At 74.3% G+C, this 22726-nt stretch carries 14 protein-coding genes; 6 read left to right on the forward strand and 8 right to left on the reverse strand.

The features are described from left to right. The first annotated feature begins 46 nt into the window (after positions 1-46). The 3 genes from AC2TEW_RS18150 (at position 47) to AC2TEW_RS18160 (ending at position 3956) form a co-directional block, all read left to right on the forward strand. Complete coding sequence (locus tag AC2TEW_RS18150) at positions 47-2908, forward strand: ATP-binding protein (protein ID WP_484624397.1); 2862 nt, start codon at positions 47-49, stop codon at positions 2906-2908. Positions 2909-3008: 100 nt separating this feature from the next. Further along, positions 3009-3479: a DUF3291 domain-containing protein gene (locus tag AC2TEW_RS18155; protein WP_484624398.1), complete on the forward strand. Its 471-nt coding sequence runs from the start codon at positions 3009-3011 to the stop codon at positions 3477-3479. A gap of 24 nt (positions 3480-3503) precedes the next feature. Then, on the forward strand, positions 3504-3956 hold the full coding sequence (locus AC2TEW_RS18160) for a type II toxin-antitoxin system PemK/MazF family toxin (protein ID WP_033824720.1): 453 nt from the start codon (positions 3504-3506) through the stop codon (positions 3954-3956). Positions 3957-4035: 79 nt separating this feature from the next. Here AC2TEW_RS18160 and dnaE read toward each other — a convergent pair whose 3' ends face one another. Next, positions 4036-7581 carry a DNA polymerase III subunit alpha gene (gene dnaE / locus AC2TEW_RS18165; RefSeq protein ID WP_484624399.1) on the reverse strand — a complete coding sequence of 1182 codons (3546 nt, stop codon included), beginning with the start codon at positions 7579-7581 and terminating at the stop codon, positions 4036-4038. A 225-nt stretch (positions 7582-7806) separates the two neighbouring features. Here dnaE and AC2TEW_RS18170 point away from each other — a divergent pair, with 225 nt between their 5' ends. Further along, a complete protein-coding gene (locus tag AC2TEW_RS18170; protein WP_484624453.1) occupies positions 7807-9174 on the forward strand; it encodes a DUF2252 domain-containing protein in 1368 nt (455 codons plus the stop codon). Positions 9175-9260: 86 nt separating this feature from the next. Further along, entirely contained in the window at positions 9261-9962 is a 702-nt protein-coding gene (locus AC2TEW_RS18175) for a hypothetical protein (protein ID WP_484624400.1), read from the forward strand. A gap of 4 nt (positions 9963-9966) precedes the next feature. On the opposite strand, the gene AC2TEW_RS18180 is transcribed toward AC2TEW_RS18175, so the two are convergent. The 3 genes from AC2TEW_RS18180 to AC2TEW_RS18190 all read right to left on the reverse strand — a co-directional run bounded on the left by AC2TEW_RS18180 (position 9967) and on the right by AC2TEW_RS18190 (position 13647). Then, positions 9967-10383 (reverse strand): DUF3052 domain-containing protein, encoded by a 417-nt coding sequence (locus tag AC2TEW_RS18180; protein ID WP_484624401.1) that lies wholly within the window; start codon positions 10381-10383, stop codon positions 9967-9969. A gap of 5 nt (positions 10384-10388) precedes the next feature. After that, positions 10389-10973, reverse strand: a complete 585-nt coding sequence (locus AC2TEW_RS18185) for a dienelactone hydrolase family protein (RefSeq protein ID WP_484624402.1) — start codon at positions 10971-10973, stop codon at positions 10389-10391. 139 nt (positions 10974-11112) lie between these two features. Next, positions 11113-13647, reverse strand: coding sequence for a collagenase (locus AC2TEW_RS18190; RefSeq protein WP_484624403.1), 2535 nt, complete (start codon positions 13645-13647; stop codon positions 11113-11115). 328 nt (positions 13648-13975) lie between these two features. Between AC2TEW_RS18190 and AC2TEW_RS18195 the strand changes: the two genes are divergently transcribed. Further along, positions 13976-15634 carry an alkaline phosphatase D family protein gene (locus AC2TEW_RS18195; protein ID WP_484624404.1) on the forward strand — a complete coding sequence of 553 codons (1659 nt, stop codon included), beginning with the start codon at positions 13976-13978 and terminating at the stop codon, positions 15632-15634. Positions 15635-15720: 86 nt separating this feature from the next. Here the strand turns inward: AC2TEW_RS18195 and AC2TEW_RS18200 are convergent, their stop codons facing one another. The 4 genes from AC2TEW_RS18200 to AC2TEW_RS18215 all read right to left on the reverse strand — a co-directional run bounded on the left by AC2TEW_RS18200 (position 15721) and on the right by AC2TEW_RS18215 (position 22724). Then, the gene (locus AC2TEW_RS18200) at positions 15721-16236 is read right to left on the reverse strand and encodes a GNAT family N-acetyltransferase (protein WP_484624405.1); all 516 of its coding nucleotides are present in this window, start codon (positions 16234-16236) and stop codon (positions 15721-15723) included. After that, complete coding sequence (locus tag AC2TEW_RS18205; protein WP_484624406.1) at positions 16233-18923, reverse strand: MXAN_6230/SCO0854 family RING domain-containing protein; 2691 nt, start codon at positions 18921-18923, stop codon at positions 16233-16235. The genes AC2TEW_RS18200 and AC2TEW_RS18205 overlap by 4 nt, the downstream gene beginning before the upstream one ends. 160 nt (positions 18924-19083) lie before the next feature. After that, positions 19084-19971 (reverse strand): ABC transporter permease, encoded by an 888-nt coding sequence (locus tag AC2TEW_RS18210; protein WP_484624407.1) that lies wholly within the window; start codon positions 19969-19971, stop codon positions 19084-19086. Then, positions 19968-22724, reverse strand: coding sequence for an alpha/beta fold hydrolase (locus AC2TEW_RS18215; RefSeq protein WP_484624408.1), 2757 nt, complete (start codon positions 22722-22724; stop codon positions 19968-19970). The genes AC2TEW_RS18210 and AC2TEW_RS18215 overlap by 4 nt, the downstream gene beginning before the upstream one ends. Positions 22725-22726: the final 2 nt, after the last annotated feature.

The following is a 22726-nucleotide window of genomic DNA, read 5'->3' on the forward strand; positions in this document are numbered from 1 at the left end:
CCACCAGCCTTCACCCCAGCCAGGCCGCGCGTCCGGGGAGACCCGAGTGGAGACAGCCAGACGCCCGGGGGCCCGCCTCGCCGTGGCCCCGGGCACCGAGGGGCCGATGACCGGCCGCGACGAGGAACTCGCCGCGATCCTGGCCGCCCTGCGCACGCTGCCGGCCGTCGTGCGGGTCACCGCTCCGGCCGGGCTCGGCAAGACCCTGCTGCTCGGGCAGGCCACCGGCGCCCTGCGCGCGGACGGGCTGCGCGTCCTGGAGACCCGCTGCCCGCCACTGGCCCGCCCGTTCCCGTTCGGCGCGGTGGCGGAGCTGCTGCGGACCGTCGCCCCCGAACTGCCCGCCGGACCCGACCCGGTGACCGGCGCCCTCGCCGAACTGCTGCCCGAGGCGGCGCCGTTCCTGCCCCCGCCGCCGCCCGCGGCCGCCGATCCGGACCTGGCCAGGCACCGGGTGTTCCGGGCCGTCCGGGCGGTGCTCGCGGCGCTCGGCCCGACCGTGCTGGTGGTCGACGGGCTGCAGTGGGCCGACCCCGACAGCCTCGAACTACTGCGCGCGCTGAGCCTGGACCCGGTGCCGACGACCGGCCTGCTGCTGGCCGGGCGCCCGTCCGAGGTGCGGGCCGCGGCCGCCCCGCACCGGCCCCCGGGCGTCGGCGGCGCCGACCTGCGGCTGGCGCCGCTGGACGAGGAGCAGACCGCCCGGCTGACCGCGCGCCGCCTCGGCGCCCCGGCACCGTCCGTCGCCGCCGAGCTGCACCGCTGGACCGGCGGCGCGCCCTACCTGCTGCTCCAGGTCCTCGACCGGCTGGCCCCGGCGCCCGGGCGACTGCCGCCCGACCGGCCGGACACCCCGGCCGTCGACGAGGCGCTGCGCCGCACGGCCGCCGCCCTGGTCCAGCCGGTGGAGACCGGGTCGGCCGCCGTGGACGCCCTGGTCAGGGCCTGCGCGGTGGTCGGCCGGCCGGCCGAGCAGGAACTGCTGGCGACCGTCGCCGGGCTGCCCGCGGAGACCGCCGGGGCCGCCCTGCTGGAGGCGCTGGGCACCGGCCGGCTCACCGAGTCCGCCGACTGCCGGTACGGCCTGCCGTACCCGCTGCTGCAGCAGGCCGTCCACCAGGCCGTGCCCGGGCCCGAACGCCGACGCGCCCACCTCGCCGCCGCCCACGCGCTGCTCGCCGCCGAACCGGTGTCCGCCGCCGAACTCGCCCGGCACCTGCGGGCCGCCGGCGACCTGGTCGGCTGGCGCGAGGAGGCCGAGGCCGCGGTCGACCACGCCGTCGCCGCCGGGGACAGCTCCGCCGCCACCGAACTGCTGCACCAGCTGCTGGCCGAACCCTCGCTGCCGCCCGAACACCGCTCCCGCGCCGCGCTGACCCTCGCCCGGGTGTGCGTCAACACCCTCGACCACCAGCAGGTCCTGGCGGTGCTGCGGCGGATCGTCACCACCGCCGACCTGGCGGTGGTGACCCGCGGCGAGGTCCGCCTCACGCTCGGCCTGCTGCTGCTCAACCAGGAGGGCGACACCGAGGCGGCTTTCCGCGAACTGGAATGCTGCGTCGGCGAGTTGCGCGAACGACCGGACCTGGCCGCCCGCGCCATGGGCGCCCTGGCCGCCCCCATCCTGGCGATCCACGCCACCCAGCAGGCGCACTGGCTGGACCGCGCCGAACGGGCCGCCCGGCTCAGCGGCGACCCGGTCGCCCGCACCGCCGTCCTGGCCAGCCGGGTCACCTGGCTGGCCTGCGTCGGCGACCCCACCGCCTGGCAACTGCTCGCCGAACTCCCCCGCACCACCCCCGACCAGGCCGAACTGCGCCAGACCGCACGGGCGTTGTGCAACGCCGCGAGCGGCGCGGTCGGCTGGGGCCTGAACGAGCAGGCCCGCCGCTACCTCGACGAGGGCCTCGACCTGGCCGAGGCCACCGGCATGGACTTCATGCAGGGCGTCGGCCGGGCCATGACCCTGGTGCTGGACTGGCACACCGCCCGCCTCGACGGCCTGGAGGCACGCGCCCGCGCCCTGCACGCCGAGATCTCCGAGATGCCCGCGCTGCGCACCGACGTCCTGCTGGTGCTCGCCCATCTGCACGCGCTGCACGGCGAGTTCGACGAGGCCGCGGCCGCCCTGGAACCACTGCTCACCGGCGGCCACGGCCCCGACCCGATGCCGTTCTTCGACGCGCACGCGCTCGCCGCCCGGCTCGCCCTCGCCGACGGCAACGCCGCGCAGGCCTGGCGCACGCTGACCCCCGTCCTGGAGCTGTACCGGACCAAGGCGGTCTGGGCCTGGGGCTGCGAGCTGGTCCCCGAGGCCGTGCTGGCGGCGCTGGCGGCCGGTGCCGACGGCGAGGCCCGGCGGCTGGCCGAGGAGTTCGCCCGGCACTGCGCCGAGCACCCGGCCCCCGCCGTCGCCGCCGGCGTCGAACTCGCCCTCGGACACCTCGCGGTGGACCACGACCCGGCCGCCGCCGCCGACCACTACCAGCGCGCCGCCGCCGTGCACGGCCGGATCGGCCGCCGCTACGCCCGCGCCCGGGCCACCGAACTCGCCGCACTGGCGCGGCTGGCGGCCGGGCAGCGCCCGGCCACCCCCGGCCTGGTGGAGGCCGCCGAGGAGTACGAGCGCCTGGGTGCGGTGGCCGACAGCTCGCGCTGCGCGATGGTGCTGCGCGAGCAGGGCATCGGCGACCCGCGGGCGCACACCCGGCGCGGCTACGGCGAGGAACTGACGCCCCGCGAACTGGAGGTGGCCCGGCTGCTGGCCTCCGGCCGCACCAACCGGGAGATCGCCCAGGTGCTGTTCCTGTCCCCGCGCACGGTCGAGCAGCACGTGGCGAAGGTGCTGCGCAAACTCCGGGTGCCGACCCGCCGCGAGGTGCGCACCGCCCTCGGGCCGCGCCCCTGAGGCCGGGCCCGCCGGCCCGCCCACGGTGGCAGGATCTCGATGACGTACGGCCCGGCTGCCACTGGCCGGGGCCGCTCCGACCGGCGACGCTGGCGGGACCATGCAGAACGACGACGCCTTCGAACTCGCCCAGATCAACATCTCCCGGCTGCTCGCCCCGCTCGACAGCGACCTGCTCTCCGGTTTCACCGCCGCCCTCGACGAGGTCAACGCCGCCGCCGAGGCCGCCGACGGCTTCCGCTGGCGGCTCCAGGACTACGGCGGCGACGCCACCGCGATCCGGGTCTTCGACGACGACTGGCTGATCGTCAACATGTCGGTCTGGCGCGACCCGCAGTCACTGTCCGCGTACGTCTACGGGCCGGTGCACCGCGCGGTGCTGAGCCGCCGCCGCCAGTGGTTCGCGCCGCCGGTGGAGGCGATGACCGCGCTGTGGTGGGTGCCCGCGGGCCACCGTCCGACGCCCGCCGAGGCCGAGCGGCGGCTGACCGGGCTGCGCGCGGCCGGGCCGACGCCCGAGGTCTTCACACTCCGTCACACTTTTCCCGCCCCCGCACCGGCCGGGCGCTGACACCGCACCACTAGCCTGTCCCCCATGACCCAGTGGACAGAGCAGCAGGACGACGCCCCCGGCCGGTACGGCCCCGACGCCACCGTGGAGGTGGAGGCCTACCAGGTCGGCAAGGTGCGCACCGAGTACGCGCCGGACCACGACGGCGACCCCGACCCGGGCGAGATCGTCTGGACCTGGGTGCCGTACGAGGAGCGCGACGGGCGCGGCAAGGACCGCCCGGTGCTGGTGGTGGCGCGGGAGGCCGGCGGCTCGCTGCTGGCCGTGATGCTCTCCAGCAAGGGCCACGCGCACGACGCCGACTGGGTGCCGATCGGCGCCGGCCCGTGGGACAAGTCCGGCCGGGACTCCTGGGTGGCCCTGGACCGGGTGATGCGGGTGCACGACGGCGGCATGCGCCGCGAGGCCTGCGCGCTCGACCGGGCCCGGTTCAACCTGGTGGTCGACAACCTCAAGCGCCGCTACCGCTGGAGCTGACCGCCCGGCACGGCCGACGGCCCCGGCGGGGATGATCCCGCCGGGGCCGTCGCCGGTGCCGCGGCCGCCGCGGGCGCGGTCAGCCGGCGGCCGAGGCCGCCAGGCAGCTCGGTCCGAGCAGCTGCTTGAGGTCGCCGAACAGCGCCGGGTCGCTCTTCACCCGGTGCCGGTCCAGGCGCAGCACGGTGGTCTTGCCGCGGCCCTCGAGGCGCAGCCGGACCTCGGTGGTGCCCCGGTGGTGGGTGAGCACCTCGCCGAGCCGGGCGACCAGCGGCGGGGTGATCCGGCCGCTCGGGATGGAGATGACGATCGGCGCGTCGGCGTGCGCGTTGGACAGGTCCGGGACCGACAGCTCCATGCCCATCAGCCGGGGCACGTCCTCCCGCTTGTCGAGCTTGCCGCGGACGAACACCACGGAGTCCTCGACCAGTTGGGAGGAGACCAGCTGGTAGCTGGCGGGGAAGAACATGCAGTCGATCGAGCCGGCGAGGTCCTCGACGGTGGCGATGGCCCAGGCGTTGCCCTGCTTGGTCATCTTGCGCTGGAGGCCCGAGATGATGCCGCCGATGGTGACGATGGCGCCGTCGGGGCGCTCGGCGAGGTCGGCGACCGCGCAGTCGGCCTTGTCGGAGAGCACGTGCTCGATGCCGTGCAGCGGGTGCGAGGAGACATACAGGCCGAGCATCTCGCGTTCCTGGGTGAGCAGGAAGCCCTTCTCCCACTCCTCCTCGGAGAAGACCACGTCGAGGCCGAAGCTCGGCTCGTCGGAGACCGCGTCGCCGCCGAACAGGTCGAACTGGCCCTCGGCCTCCTTGCGCTTGACCCCGACCACGTTGTCGATCATCGGCTCGAACTGCGCGGTCAGGCCCTTGCGGGTGTGCCCGAGGGAGTCGAACGCGCCCGCCTTGATCAGGGATTCGACGGTCCGCTTGTTGCAGACCACCGACTCGACCTTGTCCAGGAAGTCCGGGAAGGAGGCGTACTTCCCCTTGGCCTTGCGGGTGCGGATCATCGAGTCGACGACCGGCCCGCCGACGTTGCGGATCGCGGTGAGGCCGAACCGGACCAGCTCGTTGCCGTGCGGGGTGAAGTCGGCGTCGGACTCGTTCACGTCCGGCGGCAGGACCTGGATGCCCATCTTGCGGCACTCGTTGAGGTAGACCGCGGACTTGTCCTTGTCGTCCTTGACCGAGGTGAGCAGGCCGGACATGTACTCGGCCGGGTAGTTGGCCTTGAGGTAGGCGGTCCAGTAGGAGACCAGTCCGTAGCCGGCGGTGTGGGCTTTGTTGAACGCGTAGCCGGAGAAGGGGACCAGGACGTCCCACACCGCCTGGATGGCGGCGTCGGAGTAGCCGTGCTCGCGGCAGCCCTTCTGGAACGGGACGAACTCCGCCTCCAGGATCTCCTTCTTCTTCTTGCCCATCGCGCGGCGCAGCAGGTCGGCCTGGCCGAGCGAGTAGCCGGCCAGGATCTGCGCGGCCTTCTGGACCTGCTCCTGGTAGACGATCAGGCCGTAGGTGGGCTTGAGGATCTCCTCCAGGGGCTTCTCCAGCTCCGGGTGGATCGGGGTGATCTCCTGCTGGCCGTTCTTGCGCAGCGCGTAGTTGGTGTGCGAGTTGACGCCCATCGGGCCCGGCCGGTACAGCGCCAGGACGGCGGAGATGTCCTCGAAGTTGTCGGGCTTCATCAGGCGCAGCAGCGAGCGCATCGGGCCGCCGTCGAGCTGGAAGACGCCGAGCGTGTCGCCGCGGGCGAGCAGTTCGTAGGTGGGCTTGTCGTCGAGCGGCAGATCGAGGAGTTCGATCTTGATGCCCTTGTTCTTCTCGATCGCCTTGACGGCGTCGTCCATGATCGTGAGGTTGCGCAGCCCGAGGAAGTCCATCTTGAGAAGGCCGAGGCCCTCGCAGGTGGGGTAGTCGAACTGGGTGATGGTGACGCCGTCGGTGTGCCGGGTCCAGACCGGGATGTGGTCGGTCAGCGGTTCGGCGGACATGATCACGCCGGCCGCGTGGACGCCGGGCTGGCGGATCAGGCCCTCGATGCCGCGGGCGGTGTCGATCACCTTGCGGACGTCGGGGTCGCTCTCGTACAGGCCGCGGATCTCGCCGGCCTCGCCGTAGCGGGGGTGCGAGGAGTCGGTGATGCCGGAGAGCGGGATGCCCTTGCCCATCACGTCCGGCGGCATCGCCTTGGTGATCCGGTCGCCCATCGCGTACGGGTAGCCGAGGACCCGGGAGGAGTCCTTGATGGCGGCCTTGGCCTTGATGGTGCCGTACGTGACGATCATGGCGACCTTGTCGGAGCCCCACTTCTCCGTCACGTAGCGGATCACGTCGCCGCGCCGGCGCTCGTCGAAGTCGATGTCGACGTCGGGCATGGAGATGCGCTCGGGGTTGAGGAAGCGCTCGAAGATCAGGCCGTGCGGGATCGGGTCGAGGTCGGTGATGCCCATCGCGTAGGCGACCAGCGAGCCGGCCGCGGAGCCTCGGCCCGGGCCGACCGCGATGCCCTGGCTCTTGGCCCACATGATGAAGTCGGCGACCACCAGGAAGTACGCCGGGAACCCCATCTGGATGATGGTGTCCATCTCGTACTCGGCGAGCTTCTTGTGCTCCTCGTCGTAGCCGCCCGGGAAGCGCCAGTCCATCCCCTCCCAGACCTTGGCCTTGAAGAAGTCCGCCTCGGACGCGTAGCCCTCGGGGATCGGGAAGCGCGGCATCAGGTTCTTGAACTCGAACATGCCGGCCGTGTCGACCCGCTCGGCGACCAGCAGCTGGCTGTTGCGGCAGCCCTCCTGCCAGGCGTCGGAGGTGTCCAGGCCGTACATCTCGGCGGCGGACTTGATGTAGTAGCCGGTGCCGTCGAAGCGGAAGCGGTCCGGGTCGGAGAGGTTCTTGCCGGTCTGCACGCACAGCAGCAGGTCGTGGGCGCCGGCGTCGGACTCGGTGGTGTAGTGCGAGTCGTTGGTGACCACCGGCGGGATGTTCAGCTTCTTGCTGATCTCGATCAGGCCGTCGCGGACCCGGGTCTCGATGTCGAGGCCGTGGTCCATCAGCTCCAGGAAGTAGTTCTCCCTGCCGAAGATGTCCTGGTACTCGCCGGCCGAGCGGACCGCCTCGTCGAACTGGCCGAGCCGCAGCCGGGTCTGCACCTCGCCGGAGGGGCAGCCGGTGGTGGCCATCAGGCCGGCCGCGTGCTCGGCGATGATCTCCTTGTCCATCCGGGGCCACTTCACCAGCCAGCCCTCCGCGTAGGAGCGGGAGGTCAGCTTGAAGAGGTTGTGCAGGCCCTCCTTGTTGCGGGCCCAGATGGTCTTGTGGGTGTAGGCGCCGGACGCCGAGACGTCGTCCTTCTTCTGGTGCGGCTGGCCCCACAGGATGCGCTTGGTGTTGGACCGGGACTCCGGCGCCACGTACGCCTCGATGCCGATCACCGGGGTGATGCCGGCGGCGGTGGCCTGCTTGTGGAACTCGGCGGCGCCGTACATGTTGCCGTGGTCGGTCATCGCGACGTGGGTCTGGCCCAGCCGCTCGACCTCCTTGAACAGCTGCTTCAGCCGGGCGGCGCCGTCCAGCATCGAGTACTCGGTGTGGACGTGCAGGTGCGCGTACGGCTGGTCGCTCAAGGCGGGGCCTCCGGGGTCTGCGGATGATGTACTGGCTGGTCGCGGCAGGTGCGCGGAAAAACTTCAGGCCCGGCCGCATCGCGGCTCGGGCCAGGTCTCACGCGTTCACCCGCCCTACTCTAGCCCCCGGGACCGACGTTCCCGGAACCATCCGGGCACCCGTTTCGTCGGTCCGGAGGTAACCCCTTGAGCACCACCTTCAGCACCATCGGAGGCCCTGTCGCCATGCCCGAGCACCTCAACGCCGCCGACCGCGAGCCGGACCGCGCCGAGGCCATCCTGGCCGTCTTCGAGACCGCGTTCGGCGAGCTGCTGGCCCAGGACCCGGCGGCCTTCCGGGTGAAGTTCCGGAAGATGGCGGCCTCCGCCTTCGCCTTCTACCGCGGCACGGCCGGCCTGTTCTACGCGGACCTCACCGGCGGGCCGTTCGCCGGCCACGGCGCCCGCTACCTGGACGAGCGGACCAGCCGGGTGTGGATCCACGGCGACCTGCACGCGGAGAACTTCGGCAGCTACCTGAACGCCGAGGGCCGGCTGGTCTTCAACGTCAACGACTTCGACGAGGCCTACGTCGGCGCCTTCACCTGGGACGTCCAGCGGCTGGCCGCCAGCCTCGCGCTGATCGGGTACGCCAAGGCGCTGTCCGACGCGACCATCACCGAGCTGGTCCGGGCCTTCGCCACCGCCTACCGCGGCCAGATCTCCGCCCTGGTGCACGGCCCGGGCGAGGGCGACGCGTACACCCTGGACACCGCCACCGGGCCGATCCTGGACACCCTGCGGCGGGCCCGGCTGCAGACCCGGGTCGAGCTGCTGGACCACGAGACCGTGGTCGACGGCTACGACCGGCGGTTCCGCACGGGCAACGGCGCGATCGAGCTGGACGAGCAGGTCAAGGCCGAGGTGCTGACCGCGTTCGCCGGGTACCTGGAGACCCTGCCGCCGGCCTCCCGCGCCCGGCCGGACGCGCTGCGGGTCAAGGACGTGGTGGGCCGCCGGGGCATCGGGATCGGCAGCGCCGGGCTGCCCTCGTACAACCTGCTGCTGGAGGGGCACACCGACGCCCTCGAGAACGACGTGATCATCTATATGAAGCAGGGCCAGACCCCGGCGGTCGCCCGGCACGTCACCGATCCGCAGATCCGCGGCTACTTCGAGCACGAGGGCCACCGCACGGTGATCTCGCAGCGGGCCCTGCAGGCGCACAGCGACCCCTGGCTCGGGTACACCACCCTGCACGGCCGGGGCCAGCTGGTCGCCGAGGTCTCGCCGTACGCGTCCGACCTGGACTGGACCGACCTCAACGAGCCGGCCGACCTGCTCGCGGTGGTCGACTACCTGGGCCGGGCGACCGCCACCATGCACGCCGCCGCGGACGAGTCCTCCAGCGGGCACAGCCTGGTGCCGTTCTCCACCGAGCACGCCATCGACGCGGCGATCTCCGAGGACGAGAAGGGCTTCACCGACCTGCTGGTGGAGTTCGCCCACGCCTACGGCGACCGGGCCCGCAGCGACCACCAGATCTTCGTGGACCTGTTCCGCAACGGGCGGATCCCGGGGCTCCGAGGCCCGCGGCCGTCGGGCGACCGCTGACTCCTTCGGGTGGCGCGGGCGCCGGGGGATACCGCCCCCGGCGCCCGCGCGCTACTGTCGGCGCCGACGACTCACAGGGGGGCCGCATGTCCTACGCCACGCCGTACCCGCCCGCAGGCCCGCCGTACGGTGCCCCACGGCCGCAGCCGCCGGGCGGCCGGGACGGCAGCCTGATCGCACTGGCACTGCTGCTGCTGGTCCAGCTGGCCATCGAGATCGGTGTGCTGGTCTGGGACTTCACCCAGGCCGGGCCCGACTACCTGGGGACGGCGCTGGGCTTCTCCTTCGACGCCTACGTGCAGGCCCCGGTGGGCTTCTTCGGCTACGACACGGCGCTCTGCGTGGCCCTGCTGGTGCTGGCCGTCGGCGCGTTCAGCGGCGGCCGCTGGACCAGGCCGGCCGCGGTCGCGCTGCTCGGCGTCAACGCCTACGCGGCCGGGGCGCAGCTGATCAACCAGGGCGGCGACGGCTTCGCCGAGCCGGTCAGCCACCTGGTGCTCAACCTCACCGTGGTGGCCTCCCTCCTGCTGGCCCTGGCGGTGGCGGTGCTGGTGGGCGTCACCCAGCGGCGCCCGCCCGGCCTGCCGCCGGTGCCTGTCGCACCGTACCCCGGCGCCCAGCCGTACCAGGTGCCCCAGCCGTACCAGCATCCGCAGGCACCCCAGGCGCCGCAGGGGTACCTCCCGTACCCCGGGCAGCCGCCCGCGCCCGCCGACGCCCCGCCCGCCGCTCCGGCGCCGCCCGCCGCTCCCCCGGCGCCGCCCACCGCACCGCCGGGCGTTCACTAGCGGGTCAGCGGCCGCGCAGCTCGCAACGGATCACCAGCCGCAGACCGGAGTAGGTCGCGTCCACGGCGCACACCTTGTTGTCGACCAGCCCGGTCGGCAGCGCCACCTCGCGCAGCACGTCCTCGGTCAGGTCGGTCGCCACCCGGGAGGCCTTCTTCGGCCAGGCCACCCACAGCCCGGCGGCGGGCCGCATGGCGGCCCGGAACTCCGCCAGCCGGCCGGTCAGCCCGGCCCGGTCGGCGGGGAACCAGAGCGCCACGTCGAACGGCGCGGCGGGGTCCGGCGCGGGCCGGGTCCGCACCCCCGGCGGCAGCCCGGGGATCAGGAAGCCGTCCGGTGCGCCCGCGAGCACCAGCACCGCGTCCGGCCCGATGCCGAGCTTGCGGGCCAACGGCGTCCCCGCGTACCCGGCCGCGGCCACCGCTGTCAGCCGTCCAGCTCGGCGAGGAAGGCCTCGGCCACCTGCCAGGTCCGCTCCGCGGCCTCGGCGTCGTAGTCGGCCAGCCCCGGGTCGGTGTACAGGTGCCCGGCGCCCCGGTAGCGGTGGACCTCCACGTCGGCACCGGCCCGGGTCATCAGCAGGTACCAGGTGTTGAGCCAGTCCTCGGTCTCGAACGGGTCGGGCTCCGCGACGTGCAGCTGCACCGGGATCTCGGTCGCCGCGTCCTCCCGCAGGTCCGAGGTGCCGTGCAGGAGCAGCAGTGCGCGGGCCCGCTCGTCGGCCAGGGCCAGGTTCTGTGCCAGCGACCCGCCGAGCGAGAACCCCGCGTACACCAGGCCCGGCTCCCCCGCCCTGATCAGCGGGGCGGCGGCGGTCACCGCCCGGCGCAGCAGCTCGTCGCTGCCGAGCTCCTCCTTGTGGGCCGTGCCCGCCTCGACGTCCTCGAAGGTCTTCCCGTCGAACAGGTCGGGTGTGTGCACCTCGTGCCCGGCCGCGCGCAGCCGCTCGGCGGCGGTGTGCACGGCGGGGCGCAGTCCGTGGACGGAGTGCAGCAGGAGGATGGTGGCCACGGGGTCGGCTCCTTGACGGCGGGCGGGGCGGGGGTCGTGCCCTCCATGATCCCCCATCGGCCGGCCCGGGGCGGTCCCACCGGTCCGCCCTCCCACCCGGGTGCGGGTGGGAGGGCGGCGCCTTCGGTGGGCGGCCGCGTCAGTACTCGACCTTCATCGTCACCCCGCTGAAGCCCTGCTTGGCGTAGAGGCTGAAGTACACCCAGCCCGACGGCGGGTTGGCGACGGTCAGGGTCTCGGCGTTGCCGGCGTGCACGGACTTGGCGGTGTACGCGGTGCTGGTGGCCCAGCTGCGGCCGTTCCAGTAGAGGTCGGCGTTGCCGGTGCCGCCGCTGCTGGTGAGCCTGAGCTGCTTCACCCCGGCCGGCAGGTAGGCGAACATGTAGCTGACGTTGCCGGTGGTGGCGGCGACGCCGGTGCGGCGGCAGTTGCGGTCGTACTGCCGGACGTCGGCCGCGCCGCACAGCGGCAGGCCGCTGACGGTGAGCGTGCGGCTGAGGGTGGCGGTGGCGCCCCGGTCGTCGGTCACGGTCAGGGTCACCGTGTAACTCCCCGCCGTGGCGTAGGACTTGGTGGGGTTGGCGGCGGTGGAGGTGGTGCCGTCTCCGAAGTTCCAGCTGCGGGCGGCGATGGTGCCGTCCGGGTCGGTGGAGGTGTCGGTGAAGGCGACGGACAGGTCGCTGACCGCGGCCGTGAAGGCGGCCACCGGCGGCTTGTTCGTCTGGCCGCCGGGCTCGCAGGCGCCGGTGTTGCAGGCGGTCAGCCAGGCGGCGAAGTCCGCGTCGTAGCGGGTGCCGACGGTGGTGGTGAGGTAGGTGCGGGCGCCGGTGAAGTCACCGGTGCGGTACTTGGCGAGCACCGCGTCCAGGTCCGGCCGGTGCTTCTCGACCATGTAGCGGACCGCCAGGTAGCCCCAGTTGTAGATCCGGGTCTGGTCGGCGTTGTCGTAGGTGGTGTCGAAGAGCGTGCGCAGGCTGTAGGTGTGCAGGCCGGCCTGGGTGATCGCGTCGTCGTAGCGGGCCCCCCGGTAGGAGTACGAGATGTACTCGGCCAGGCCCTCGCTCCACCAGACGGTGGGGGTGGTGGTGCCGGCGTCGAAGTTGCCGTACATGTCGTAGCGGCCGTCGAGGTAGTGGGTGTACTCGTGGTTGAGGTTCCACACCTGGAAGGCGGGCCGCAGCCACTCGGCCTCGTAGGCGATGAACCGGGGCTGGTTGCCGGCCGCGGCCGGGTCGCCCTCCAGGTACATGCCGCCGTTGTCGGTGGAGATCCCGAAGATCGGTCCGGCGTAGGTCTGGTAGTCGCTGCTGGAGTGGAAGACCACCACCTCGATGGTGGTGTTGTTGTCGCCGGCGACCGGGCCGCTGTCCTTGAGGACGCTGTGGAAGTAGGCGTCCTGGTTGACCAGGCTGGTGCAGGTGGCGGCCAGGTCGGCGGTGGCGGCCTGCTGGGCGACGATCCGGATGCTGGGGCTGCAGGGGTAGTTGACGGTCAGGACGGCGGCGCGCAGCCGGGCGGCGAGGTCGCAGGTGCCGTAGTAGGCGCAGTCGGCCTGGTCGTAGGTGTCGGTGGCGACCGCGAGGTTGACCCACAGGGCGGAGCTGGGGCCGGTGATCGCGCTGCGGTCGAGCAGTCCCTTGACCTGCGGGCGGACCTTGGTGAGCAGCGGCTGGTAGCGCAGGAAGCGGCCGAGTTCCAGGCCGGCGTTGGCGGCGAGGTAGCCGCGGTCGCCGCCGAGCAGGCCGAAGTTGCGGACCGCGAAGTCGGTCAGGGTGTCGGTGATGCTGGGGTCGGCCTGGACGGCGGCCTGGTAGTCCGCGTTCTGGTGGCCGCGCCACAGCACGGTGTAGGTGTTGTTGACGGCGTAGAGCATCGACCACAGGCCGTCGTAGGAGCTGTTGTAGCCGTTCAGCAGCCGCTTGACGACGTACAGGTAGCGGGCGTTCTCGGCGGCGCTGTCGATCAGGGTGACGGCCTCGTACAGGATCTGGCCGTTGGCGTCGGTGACGTCGCCGGAGTGCGGGGCGGCGTAGAAGGTGTCCAGGGCGCCGCGGATGGCGGTCTTCAGGGCGGTGCCGTAGCTGCCGACGTCGGCGGGGTGGTACCACTGCACGAAGTAGCCGGCGCGCAGGAAGAGCACCAGCTGGCCGGCGGAGGTGCTGTTGTCGCCGGGGTAGGCGGCGGAGACGTCGCGCAGCGCGTCGGCGACGGTGACCATCTGGGCCTCGCGGAAGACCGCGCCCGCGTCCGCGCCGGTGAGCGTGAACAGGGTGTTGACGCAGTCGGTGGGGACCGACTTGACCTGCTGGACCAGGGCTGCGCCGGACTTGGTGGCGAAGTCGGAGACGTTGCAGGCGGCGTCGAGGGCGCGGGGCGCGGCGGGCTTGGCGGGCTCGGCGTAGTCGGTGCGGGCGGTGGCCGGGTCGGCGCTGCGGGGGGCGCGGTCGGCGGGCGCGACGGTGGCGCCGAGGTGCTGGTCCTCGGCGGCGGGGGTGCCGGTGGCGGGACGCGGCGGCGCTCCCGCCGGGGTCGCGGGGGCCGGTGCGGCGGGTGCGGCGGGAACGGCGGCCTGGCTACGGGGGGAGAACAGGCCGAACGCCAGACACAGGGCCAGGGCTGCGGTGAGCAGCAGCCGGGCGAGGTGTGGTGCGGCCGATGTCCGGAAGGAACTCACGTGGGGGCCTCCGGGCCGGGTGGACGGCCGCGCGCGGGCGCGGCCATGGGGATGTGGGGGTGGCCGGGGTGGGGGTGCGGCCGGGGGAACCTCGGCCGGGCGGCGCGGTGGGGACCTTGCTGCCCGGGCCGACAGAGGGTGTGACATGTACAATTGCATGTATCACATGGCGTTGGGAAGACCCGGGGAGCCGTCAACTTGCACCCCGGGCGGGCCGGTTGGGGCGGCCCGCCCGGGACGGGGGCCGCCGGACCGCCGGGTGAAGAGTCGACGAACAGTCAGTCGCAGGGGTTGGAGAGCCCGTTACCGGCTAGTAGCCTACGGCGACGTGACCGAGACCCCTGACACCCTCTCCGCTGCCCGGCCGCGCCGCCGCCGGGTCCTCAAGGCCGCCGCGCTGACCGCGGGCGCCGTCGCCGTACCGCTGGGCCTCGGCGGGGCCACCGCCTCCGCCGCGCCCACGCCCCAGTTCCTGCACGGCGTCGCCTCCGGCGACCCGCTGCCGGACGGCATCCTGCTGTGGACCCGCGTCACCCCGTCCCCGGACGCCGTACCCGGCTCCGGCAGAGGCCAGGACATCGCGGTGGTCTGGCAGCTGGCCACCGACAAGGCGTTCACCGCCGTCGTCGCGAGCGGCACCGTCACCGCCTCCGCCGCGTCCGACCACACCGTCAAGGCCGACGTCCGCGGCCTGACCCCCGACACCGGCTACTGGTACCGCTTCACCGCCGGCGGCGTCACCTCCCCCGCCGCCCGCACCCGCACCACCCCGGCCACCGACGCCGCACTGAGCCACCTGCGCCTGGGCGTCGCCTCCTGCGCCAACTGGGAAGCCGGCTACTTCTCCGCCTACCGCCACCTCGCGGCCCGCGGCGACCTCGACGCCTTCCTGTTCCTCGGCGACTACATCTACGAGTACAAGTCCGGCGAGTACTGCGCCCGCGGCACCGTGGTCCGCCCGCACGAGCCCGCCCACGAGATCACCACCCTCGCCGACTACCGCACCCGGCACGGCCGTTACAAGACCGACCCGGACCTTCAGGCGCTGCACGCCACCGTCCCGACCGTGGCGATCTGGGACGACCACGAGTTCGCCAACGACGCCTACTCCGGCGGCGCCGAGAACCACACCCCCGGCACCGAGGGCAACTGGGCCGACCGGGTCGCCGCCGCCAAGCAGGCCTACTTCGAGTGGATGCCGGTCCGCCCGTCCGTCGCCGGCACCACCTACCGCCGGCTGCGCTACGGCAAGCTCGCCGACCTGCACCTGCTGGACCTGCGCTCGTTCCGCTCCGAGCAGGTCAAGGCCGGCAACGGCGACGTCGACTCCGCCGACCGCACCATCACCGGCCGCGCGCAGCTGGACTGGCTGAAGGCCGGCCTGTCCGCCTCCGACACCACCTGGCGGCTGATCGGCAACGAGGTGATGATCTCCCCGGTCGCCTTCCTCTCGCTGCCCGGCTACCTGCTGCGCCCGCTGGCCAAGCTGCTCGGCCTGCCCGGCGAGGGCATCGCGGTCAACACCGACCAGTGGGACGGCTACACCCACGACCGGCGCGAACTGCTCGGCCACCTCAAGCAGAACGGCATCGGCAACACCGTCTTCCTGACCGGTGACATCCACTCCGCCTGGGCCGCCGACGTCCCGTACGAGGCCGCCACCTACCCGGCCTCGGGCAGCGTCGCCACCGAGTTCGTGGTCACCTCGGTGACCTCGGACAACATCGACGACGTCCTCAAGGTCGCCCCCCAGACCATCTCGCTGCTGGCCGTCGCCGCCCTGGAGGCCGCCAACCGCCACGTCAAGTGGATCGACCTGGACTCGCACGGCTACGGCGTCCTGGACATCACCCCGCAGGCCGCGCAGATGGACTACTACGTGCTGTCCGACCGGACCCGGCAGGACGCCACCTCCAAGTGGACCCGCTCGTACCGGACCCGCTCCGGCACCCAGCAGGTCGAGCGGGTCTACGCGCCCGTGAAGTGACATCCCGCCGGCCGCGCCGCCACCCGGGCCACCGGGCGGCGGCGCGGCCGGAAGCCGGATGCCGGATGGCGGATGGCGGTCCCGGCTCAGCCCGGCGGAACGGCCAGGCGGTAGCGCTGCTTCTCCGTGCGGGTGGCGCCGAGCCGGTCGTAGAAGCGGATCGCGCCCTCGTTCCAGACCGGCGTGTTCCACTGCACCTCGGCCAGCCCGCGGGCCGCGGCCTCGGCCACCACCGCGCCGATCACCAGGCCGCCGAGGCCGAGGCCGCGGTGCTCGTCGCGCAGGTAGAGGCAGTCCAGGTGCAGGTAGGGCCGCCCCTGCCAGGTGCTGAACTCCTCGGTGCAGGTGGCATATCCGGCCAGCACACCCCCCGGCAGCTCGGCCACCAGGCAGCTCAGCCGCGGCCCGGCCCGTTCGAACAGCTCGGCCGCCAGCAGCTCCGCCAGCCCCTCGGCGGGCGGCGCCGCCCGCTCGTACGCCGCGTGCTCGGCGGCCAGCACAGCCACCTGCGGCAGATCGGCCCGCACCGCCGCCCGGACCCGCGGACCCGCCGCGCCCACGTCCGCCGGGCCGGCCGCCGGGCCGCTCTGCGGCGCGGTCACCGGGACTGCTCCGGGGCGAAGCGGGCGACCAGGTCGCCCGCACCGAGCCGGCGCAGCGTGTCCGGCGCGGCGTCGACCGGGCCGGGGCGGAGCCGGTAGAGCGTCCCGGACCGGCCGGGCGGCACCGGCAGATCGCCGTCGACCAGGCAGAGCGGGCCGTCGGTCCCGGCCAGCCGGGCGGCCAGCGCCTCGCCGCCCAGCCGCTCCTCGGCGTCCGGGCCGCTCAGGGTGCGCAGCCGGGCGGCGAACCGCCCGGCCGGCTCGTCGTCCGCCCGCCGCCAGGTCCGGACGGTCCTGCCGTCCCGGGCCCGGACCAGCACCTCCCGCGCGTCGGCGGCGGCGCAGGCGCAGGCCAGGTCCCACAGGGTGGCCCGGGCGCCCGGCGCGAAGTGGGCCAGCAGGTCGGCGCACAGCTGCCCGACCTGCGCGCCATGCCGGGCGATGTTGTGGAAGCCGCCCGCGGCGGAGGTGTTGAGGTCGGTCCAGGTGTACCGGCGCTCCGCCAGGTCGACGATCATCGGCACGCACACCCGGGCGTCCCCGGCCAGGTCCATCCGCTGGCGCACCGCCCGGGGGTCGAAGCCGCCGGCCGGGCCGAGTTCGGCGAGGTCCATGAACCCGGTGAAGGCGTCGGTGAGTTCGTCGAAGGCGATGTCGTTGTACGCGAGCACGAGCACCACCGCGTAGCGCGCGCCGTGGCCGGCCAGCAGCTCCAGGTCCAGGTCGGCGAACTCGGTGGCGCCGTGCGGCGGCGGCGCGTCGACCAGGTCGCCGGAGTGCACCGCGGCCCGCTGCCCGTACACCAGTGAGGTGTAGTCGCACAGCCCGGCGAACTGCCAGTCGGCGCTGTAGAGGGCGATCGACAGGTCCAGGTCGACCCGCACGCCCTCGGGCTGCATCCAGTGCAGGAACAGCCGCAGCCGGCCGCCGTCCGGCAGCGGCTGCACACTGCCGCGCGGCACCGGGACCAGCGTCTTGGCGGCCGCCCGTTCGGCGAACGGCGCCACCAGGTCGGCCAGTCCTTCGTCCAGCAGCGCCGTCCCGGTGCCCCGGCCGGACGGCGACGCCTGGGCCCGGCGCAGCAGTTCTGCCTCGATCAGCTCGCACACCGGGCCGCTCAGCGCCACGGGCACCACCGTGCCGTGGTCCTCCCGGGCGTGGGCCAGCGCGACCGAGCCCCGCGGGAAGTACAGCCGCCGCTCGCCCGGGGTGCGCGGGCCGCGCAGCCGCCCGTACGCGCCGAGCAGCGGACCCGGTCCGACCGCGCGCAGCGCCTCCGCGGCCGTCCGCAGGAACGCCTCGGGCAGCGGGCTGCCGGGCGCGGCGGTGGCGTGCACCCGCAGCAGGTGGTGGAGCCGGCGGACCAGCTCCCCCGGCCGGGCGGCCAGCAGCGCGGTGGCCCCGGCCAGGTCCCCGTCCGCGAGCCCGGCCTCGACCTGTCCGCCGAAGCCGGTGAAGCCGAGCCGGGTGCCGCGCTCGCGCCGGTCCACCCGCAGCGGCGCGGGCGCGTCGAGGAGCCCGGCGGCGGCCGGGTGCGCCTCCAGGTCGGTCTGCCGCAGCAGCGCGAACGCGGCGGCCACGGCCGGGAAGCGGCGGCGGTGCTCGGACGGGTGGAGCAGCTCGCCGGCCCGCAGCCAGGCCTGCCGGTGCCGCCGCAGGTCCTCGGCGAGCGCGGCGAGCGGCAGCGCGTCCAGCACGGCGAGCAGCGAACGGCGCAGCGGGCGCGGCAGGTTGCGCAGCCTGGGGGCGTTGGCGGGCAGCAGGTCGGGCTCGGCGCCGGACAGCGCCCACAGGATGCGCAGCACGTCGGTGGCGGTGTCGACGTGGGCGCGCAGCAGCGCCTCGGCGCCCTCGGGCGCGCGGCGCACCAGCGCCGCGAGGACGGTGGCCCTGGTCTCGCGGACGGGGATCGCTCCGGGCAGCCGGTCGGCGAGGTCGGCGGGGGCGTGGGCGAGCAGCACGGCGAGGTCCTCGCGGTCCTGCGGCGGCAGCGGGGTGCGGCGGGCGAGCAGCAGGTCGAGTTCGGCCAGGGCCGCGGCGGCGGGGTCGGCGCCCTCGGCCAGGTTCAGCGGGACCAGGCTGCGCCGCTGCGCCTCGGGCACCACCACGCGGTGCGAGTACGGCGCCCGGCCGGGGCCCAGGCGGCGCTCGGCGGCCAGTTCGGTGCCGCAGACCGGGCAGGCGGACAGCGCAGCGCCGTCCGCGGGGCCCGCCGGGTCCAGGCAGTCGGCGCAGACCAGGTGGGCGCAGGGCGCGAGGGCGCCGATGCCCGCCTCGGCGCCGGTTCGGCCGCACCGCACGCACGGCTGGTGCGGCTGGCTCAGCAGGAACTGCCGCATCTGCTCGGAGAAGTAGGACTGCGCGTCGTCGGGCACGCTGTCGGGGAAGCCGCGGAACAGCGGGCGGTGCCGGCGGTCGGCGCCGTACAGCGCGTCCAGCCGGGCCAGCAGGGTGGAGCCGAGCAGCGCCAGGTCGGTCGGGTGCAGGCGGGCCAGGGTGGCGCGCAGCGACGCGCCGAGCACGTGTCCGCGCTGGAGCAGGTCGCCGTCGAGGGCGGTGAGGCCGGCGGCGGTCCAGCTGTCGGCGGCGGCGCCGAGCAGGGCCGGCGGGACGTGGACGGCGCTTCGACGGCGGAGCAGGAAGGTGTCGAGGTCCGGGTCGGCGACGGCCTGGGTGGCGCTGGTCATGCTGGTGGGGCCCCCTGGGGTGAGAGGCGCGGGGCGGAGAGTGGGCGCACTCGGTTCATTTACAGTGAGTTGAAAGAAGGAAGCACGCCGCGGAGCCGCCCCGCGCAGTCGTCACCCTAGCCCACCGGCCGCCGCGGGTAGAACGGCTTTGCGGACCCGGTCAGGACACCACGTCCTTGCGGGCGAAGCCGCGGAACGCCAGCGCCAGCAGGACCAGCGAGTAGCTGACCGAGAGCGAGGCGCCCTGGAGCATCCCGCCCCACTCCAGCTGCGGCTGCAGGGCGTCCGCCCAGGCGTAGTTCCAGTGCGCGGGCAGCCATTCGCGCAGGCCGCCGAGGGCGGTGATGGCGTCGAGCACCCCGGTGACGATGGTCAGGAACACGGCGCCGCCGACCGCGCCGAGCGGGGCGTCGGTGGCGGTGGAGAGCCAGAACGCCAGGGCGCCGACGACCAGTTCGGCGACCACCACGAAGGCCACCGCGAGGGCGAGCCGCGGCAGCGCCACCGACGCGGGCAGGCTGGCGCCGGTGGGCAGCCTCAGGTCGCCCCAGCCGTACGCGGCGGTGCCGACGCCCAGCCCGACCAGCGGAAGCAGCACGATCGCGGCCGCCGAGAAGGCCAGCCCGACGGTGAACTTGCGGGCCAGCAGCCGGGCCCGGGGCACCGGCGCGGCCAGCAGGTAGCGCAGCGAGGACCAGCTGGCCTCGGAGGCGACGGTGTCGCCGCAGAACAGCGCCATCGGGATGACCAGCAGGAAGCCGGTGCCCATGAAGAGCATGGTGGCGGCGAAGTTGGGCCCGGAGGCGGTGGCCAGCTCGATGAAGGTGGTGCGGTCCGGGCGGTCGGGGGTGCCGCCGATCTGGAAGGCGGCCAGCACGATGAACGGCATCGCGGCCAGTACCCCGCCGATCACCATGGTCCGGCGGCGGCGCAGCTGGCGGACCGCCTCGACCCGCAGCGGCAGGGTCCGGCCGGGCCGGTAGCCCGGGGCCGCGGCGGTGTCGGCGGGTGCGGGCGCGGGGGCGGGGGCGGGGGCGGGGGCGGTCATGCCGTTCCTCCGATCAGTGACAGGAACGCGTCCTCGAGTCTGCGGTGCGGCCCGAACCGCTCGACCGGGACGTCCAGCCGGACCAGTTCGACCAGCAGCTCACCGGCGGTCAGGCCGTCGAGGCGCACCAGCAGCCCGCCGTCGACCGCCTCGGCGGAGGCGACCCCGGCCAGCGCGGCCACCTTGTCGGCGGCCACCGCCCGCCGGTCGCCGCCGAACCCGGCGGGGGTGGCGACCAGCAGCACCTCGCCGGCGCCGACGATGTCCGCGACCTCGCCCGCGACGACCAGCCGGCCGCGGTCCATCACCACCAGGTGGGTGCAGCTCTGCTCGATCTCGGAGAGCAGGTGGCTGGAGACGATGACGGTCCGCCCGGCCGCGGCGTACCGGATCATCACCTCGCGCATCTCGCGGATCTGCGGCGGGTCGAGGCCGTTGGTCGGCTCGTCCAGGATCAGCAGGTCGGGCAGGCCGAGCATGGCCTGGGCGATGGCCAGGCGCTGGCGCATGCCCTGGGAGTAGGTGCGCACCGCCCGGTCGAGCGCCTCGCCGAGGTCGGCGATGGCCAGCGCCTCGTCCAGGTGGGCGTCCTCGGCCGGGCGGCCGGTGGCCTGCCAGTACAGCCGCAGGTTGGCCCGCCCGGTGAGGTGCGGGAGGAAGCCCGCGCCCTCGACGAAGGAGCCGACCCGCGACAGCACCGGGGAGCCGGCCCGGATCGCGTGCCCGAAGATCCGGATCTCGCCGGCGTCGGGGCGGATCAGCCCCATCAGCATCCGCAGCGTGGTGGTCTTGCCCGCGCCGTTGGGCCCGAGCAGGCCGAGCACCTGGCCCTGCTCGACCCGGAAGCCCAGGTCGCGGACGGCGTACCGGTCGGCGGCGCCGCGGTAGCGCTTGCTCAGACCGGTGATCTGCAGCGGGACACCGGCCAGTGCCGGATCGGGCGCCCGGTGCCGCAGGCGCCGCCGGGGCAGCAGCAGGACGGCGGCCGCGCCGAGCGCGGCCAGCGGCAGCAGCCAGGTCCGGGCGGGCAGCGGGGCGGCCTCGGTGTGCAGCGCCGCCACGGTCGGTACGGTGAGCGGCCCGTCCGCGGAGATCCGGTAGGTGGCGCTCTGCGCGGGCGAGGCGTACGCCAGGTCGGTGGCGGCCAGCACCAGGCGCAGCCGGTGGCCGGCCTCGAAGGTGTGGTCGACCGCGGGCAGCGTGATGTCGACGCTCCGCCCGCCGGGCGCGTCGGCGCCGGTCACCCGCAGCGGCGCGACCAGCTGCTGGGGCAGCGCCTGCTTGCCGTCCGGTCCGACGTCGTACAGCTTGGCGAAGAGCACCGCGTCGGGGCGGTCGGCCCGGACGGTGATCCTGGTGGTGGGTGCGCCGGTGAGGTGCAGGCCCGCGTCGAGCGGTGCGGAGTCGAACGAGGCGTACTGGCCGGGGAAGTCCAGCGCGAGGCCGGCGCCGAGCGCGGACGCCTGGGCGAGGGCACCGATGCCGGGCACGGTGGAGATGTCGGGCGGGGTGCCGCCCGGCGGGTTGGCGATCTCCTGCGGGGCGCCGCCGAGCGGGACGGTACGGGAGCCGGTGCCGCCGAGTCCGGGGTAGGCGGCGGCGTCGGCGCCGCGCAGCACGGCCTGGAACCCGGTGGAGTCGACGCCGCCGGTCCGGGTGACCCGGAACGCGGGTCCCGTGTCGGTGCCGCTCTGCTGCTTGAGGTAGCGGTCGAACCAGGCGGTGACCCGGTCGTCGACCCGGGCGCTGCCCTCGGTGCCGCCGTCGTGGCCGCCGGCGAACCAGTCCACGGCCACCGGCGCGCCGTTGGCGGCGACCGCCCGGGCGATCTCGTCCCCCTGGTCGAGCGGGAACAGCGAGTCCTGCTGGCCCTGCACCACCAGGGTGGGGACCTTGATCCGGTCGCCGACCGAGGACGGGCTGGACCGCTCCAGCATCGCGACCGCGTCCGGGTCGGCGTGCCCGGCGGTGGCCACCCGGTCGTACATCGCGCACAGCTCGTCCAGGAACCGGCCGCAGCCGATCGGGCCCTGCGCGGCACCGCCGCCGGGACGCCCGCCGGGGCCGGCCGAGGGGTCGGCCGCCGAGCCGGTGGTGAAGAAGATCCCGGCCCACAGCTTCTTGAACACCCCGTCGGCCGCGCCGCTGCCCTGCACCCCCTGCGGGAACAGCGCGTCCGCCAGGTTCCACCAGGTGATCTGGGTGGCCACCGAGTCGATCCGGGAGTCGTACGCGGCGCCGAGCAGCGCGACCCCGCCGCCGTAGGAGGCGCCGGTGATGCCGACCCGCGGGTCACCCGGGCCGTCCAGCTGCACCTCGGGGCGCTGGGCCAGCCAGTCGACCAGGTGCCGGACGTCCTGCACCTCGCGGTCGGGCGCGTCCAGGCCGATCTTCCCGCCGGACTTGCCGAAACCGCGGGCGGACCAGGTCAGTACCGCGTAGCCGGACCTGGCCAGCTGCTCGGCGCGTGCCCGCTCGCCCTCCTTGGAGCCGCCGAAGCCGTGCGCCAGCAGGACCGCCGGGCGCGGCCCGGAGCCGGTGGTGAAGAACGAGGTGTCGATCGGGACGGTCGCGGCGCCGCCCGGGGTCTCGGGCAGGTCCAGCACCCGGTCCTCCCGGCGCACCGCCGGTCCGGAGCCCGAGGCCGCCACCGCGCCGAGCCCGCCGAGGACGGCGAGCAGCGCCAGCAGCAGGCCGATCACCACCGACCGCCGGCCCGTCGGCCGCCTGCGCCACACCCCACCGAGACCCATGG

The organism is Kitasatospora sp. NEAU-CNBT7 (assembly GCF_057220535.1).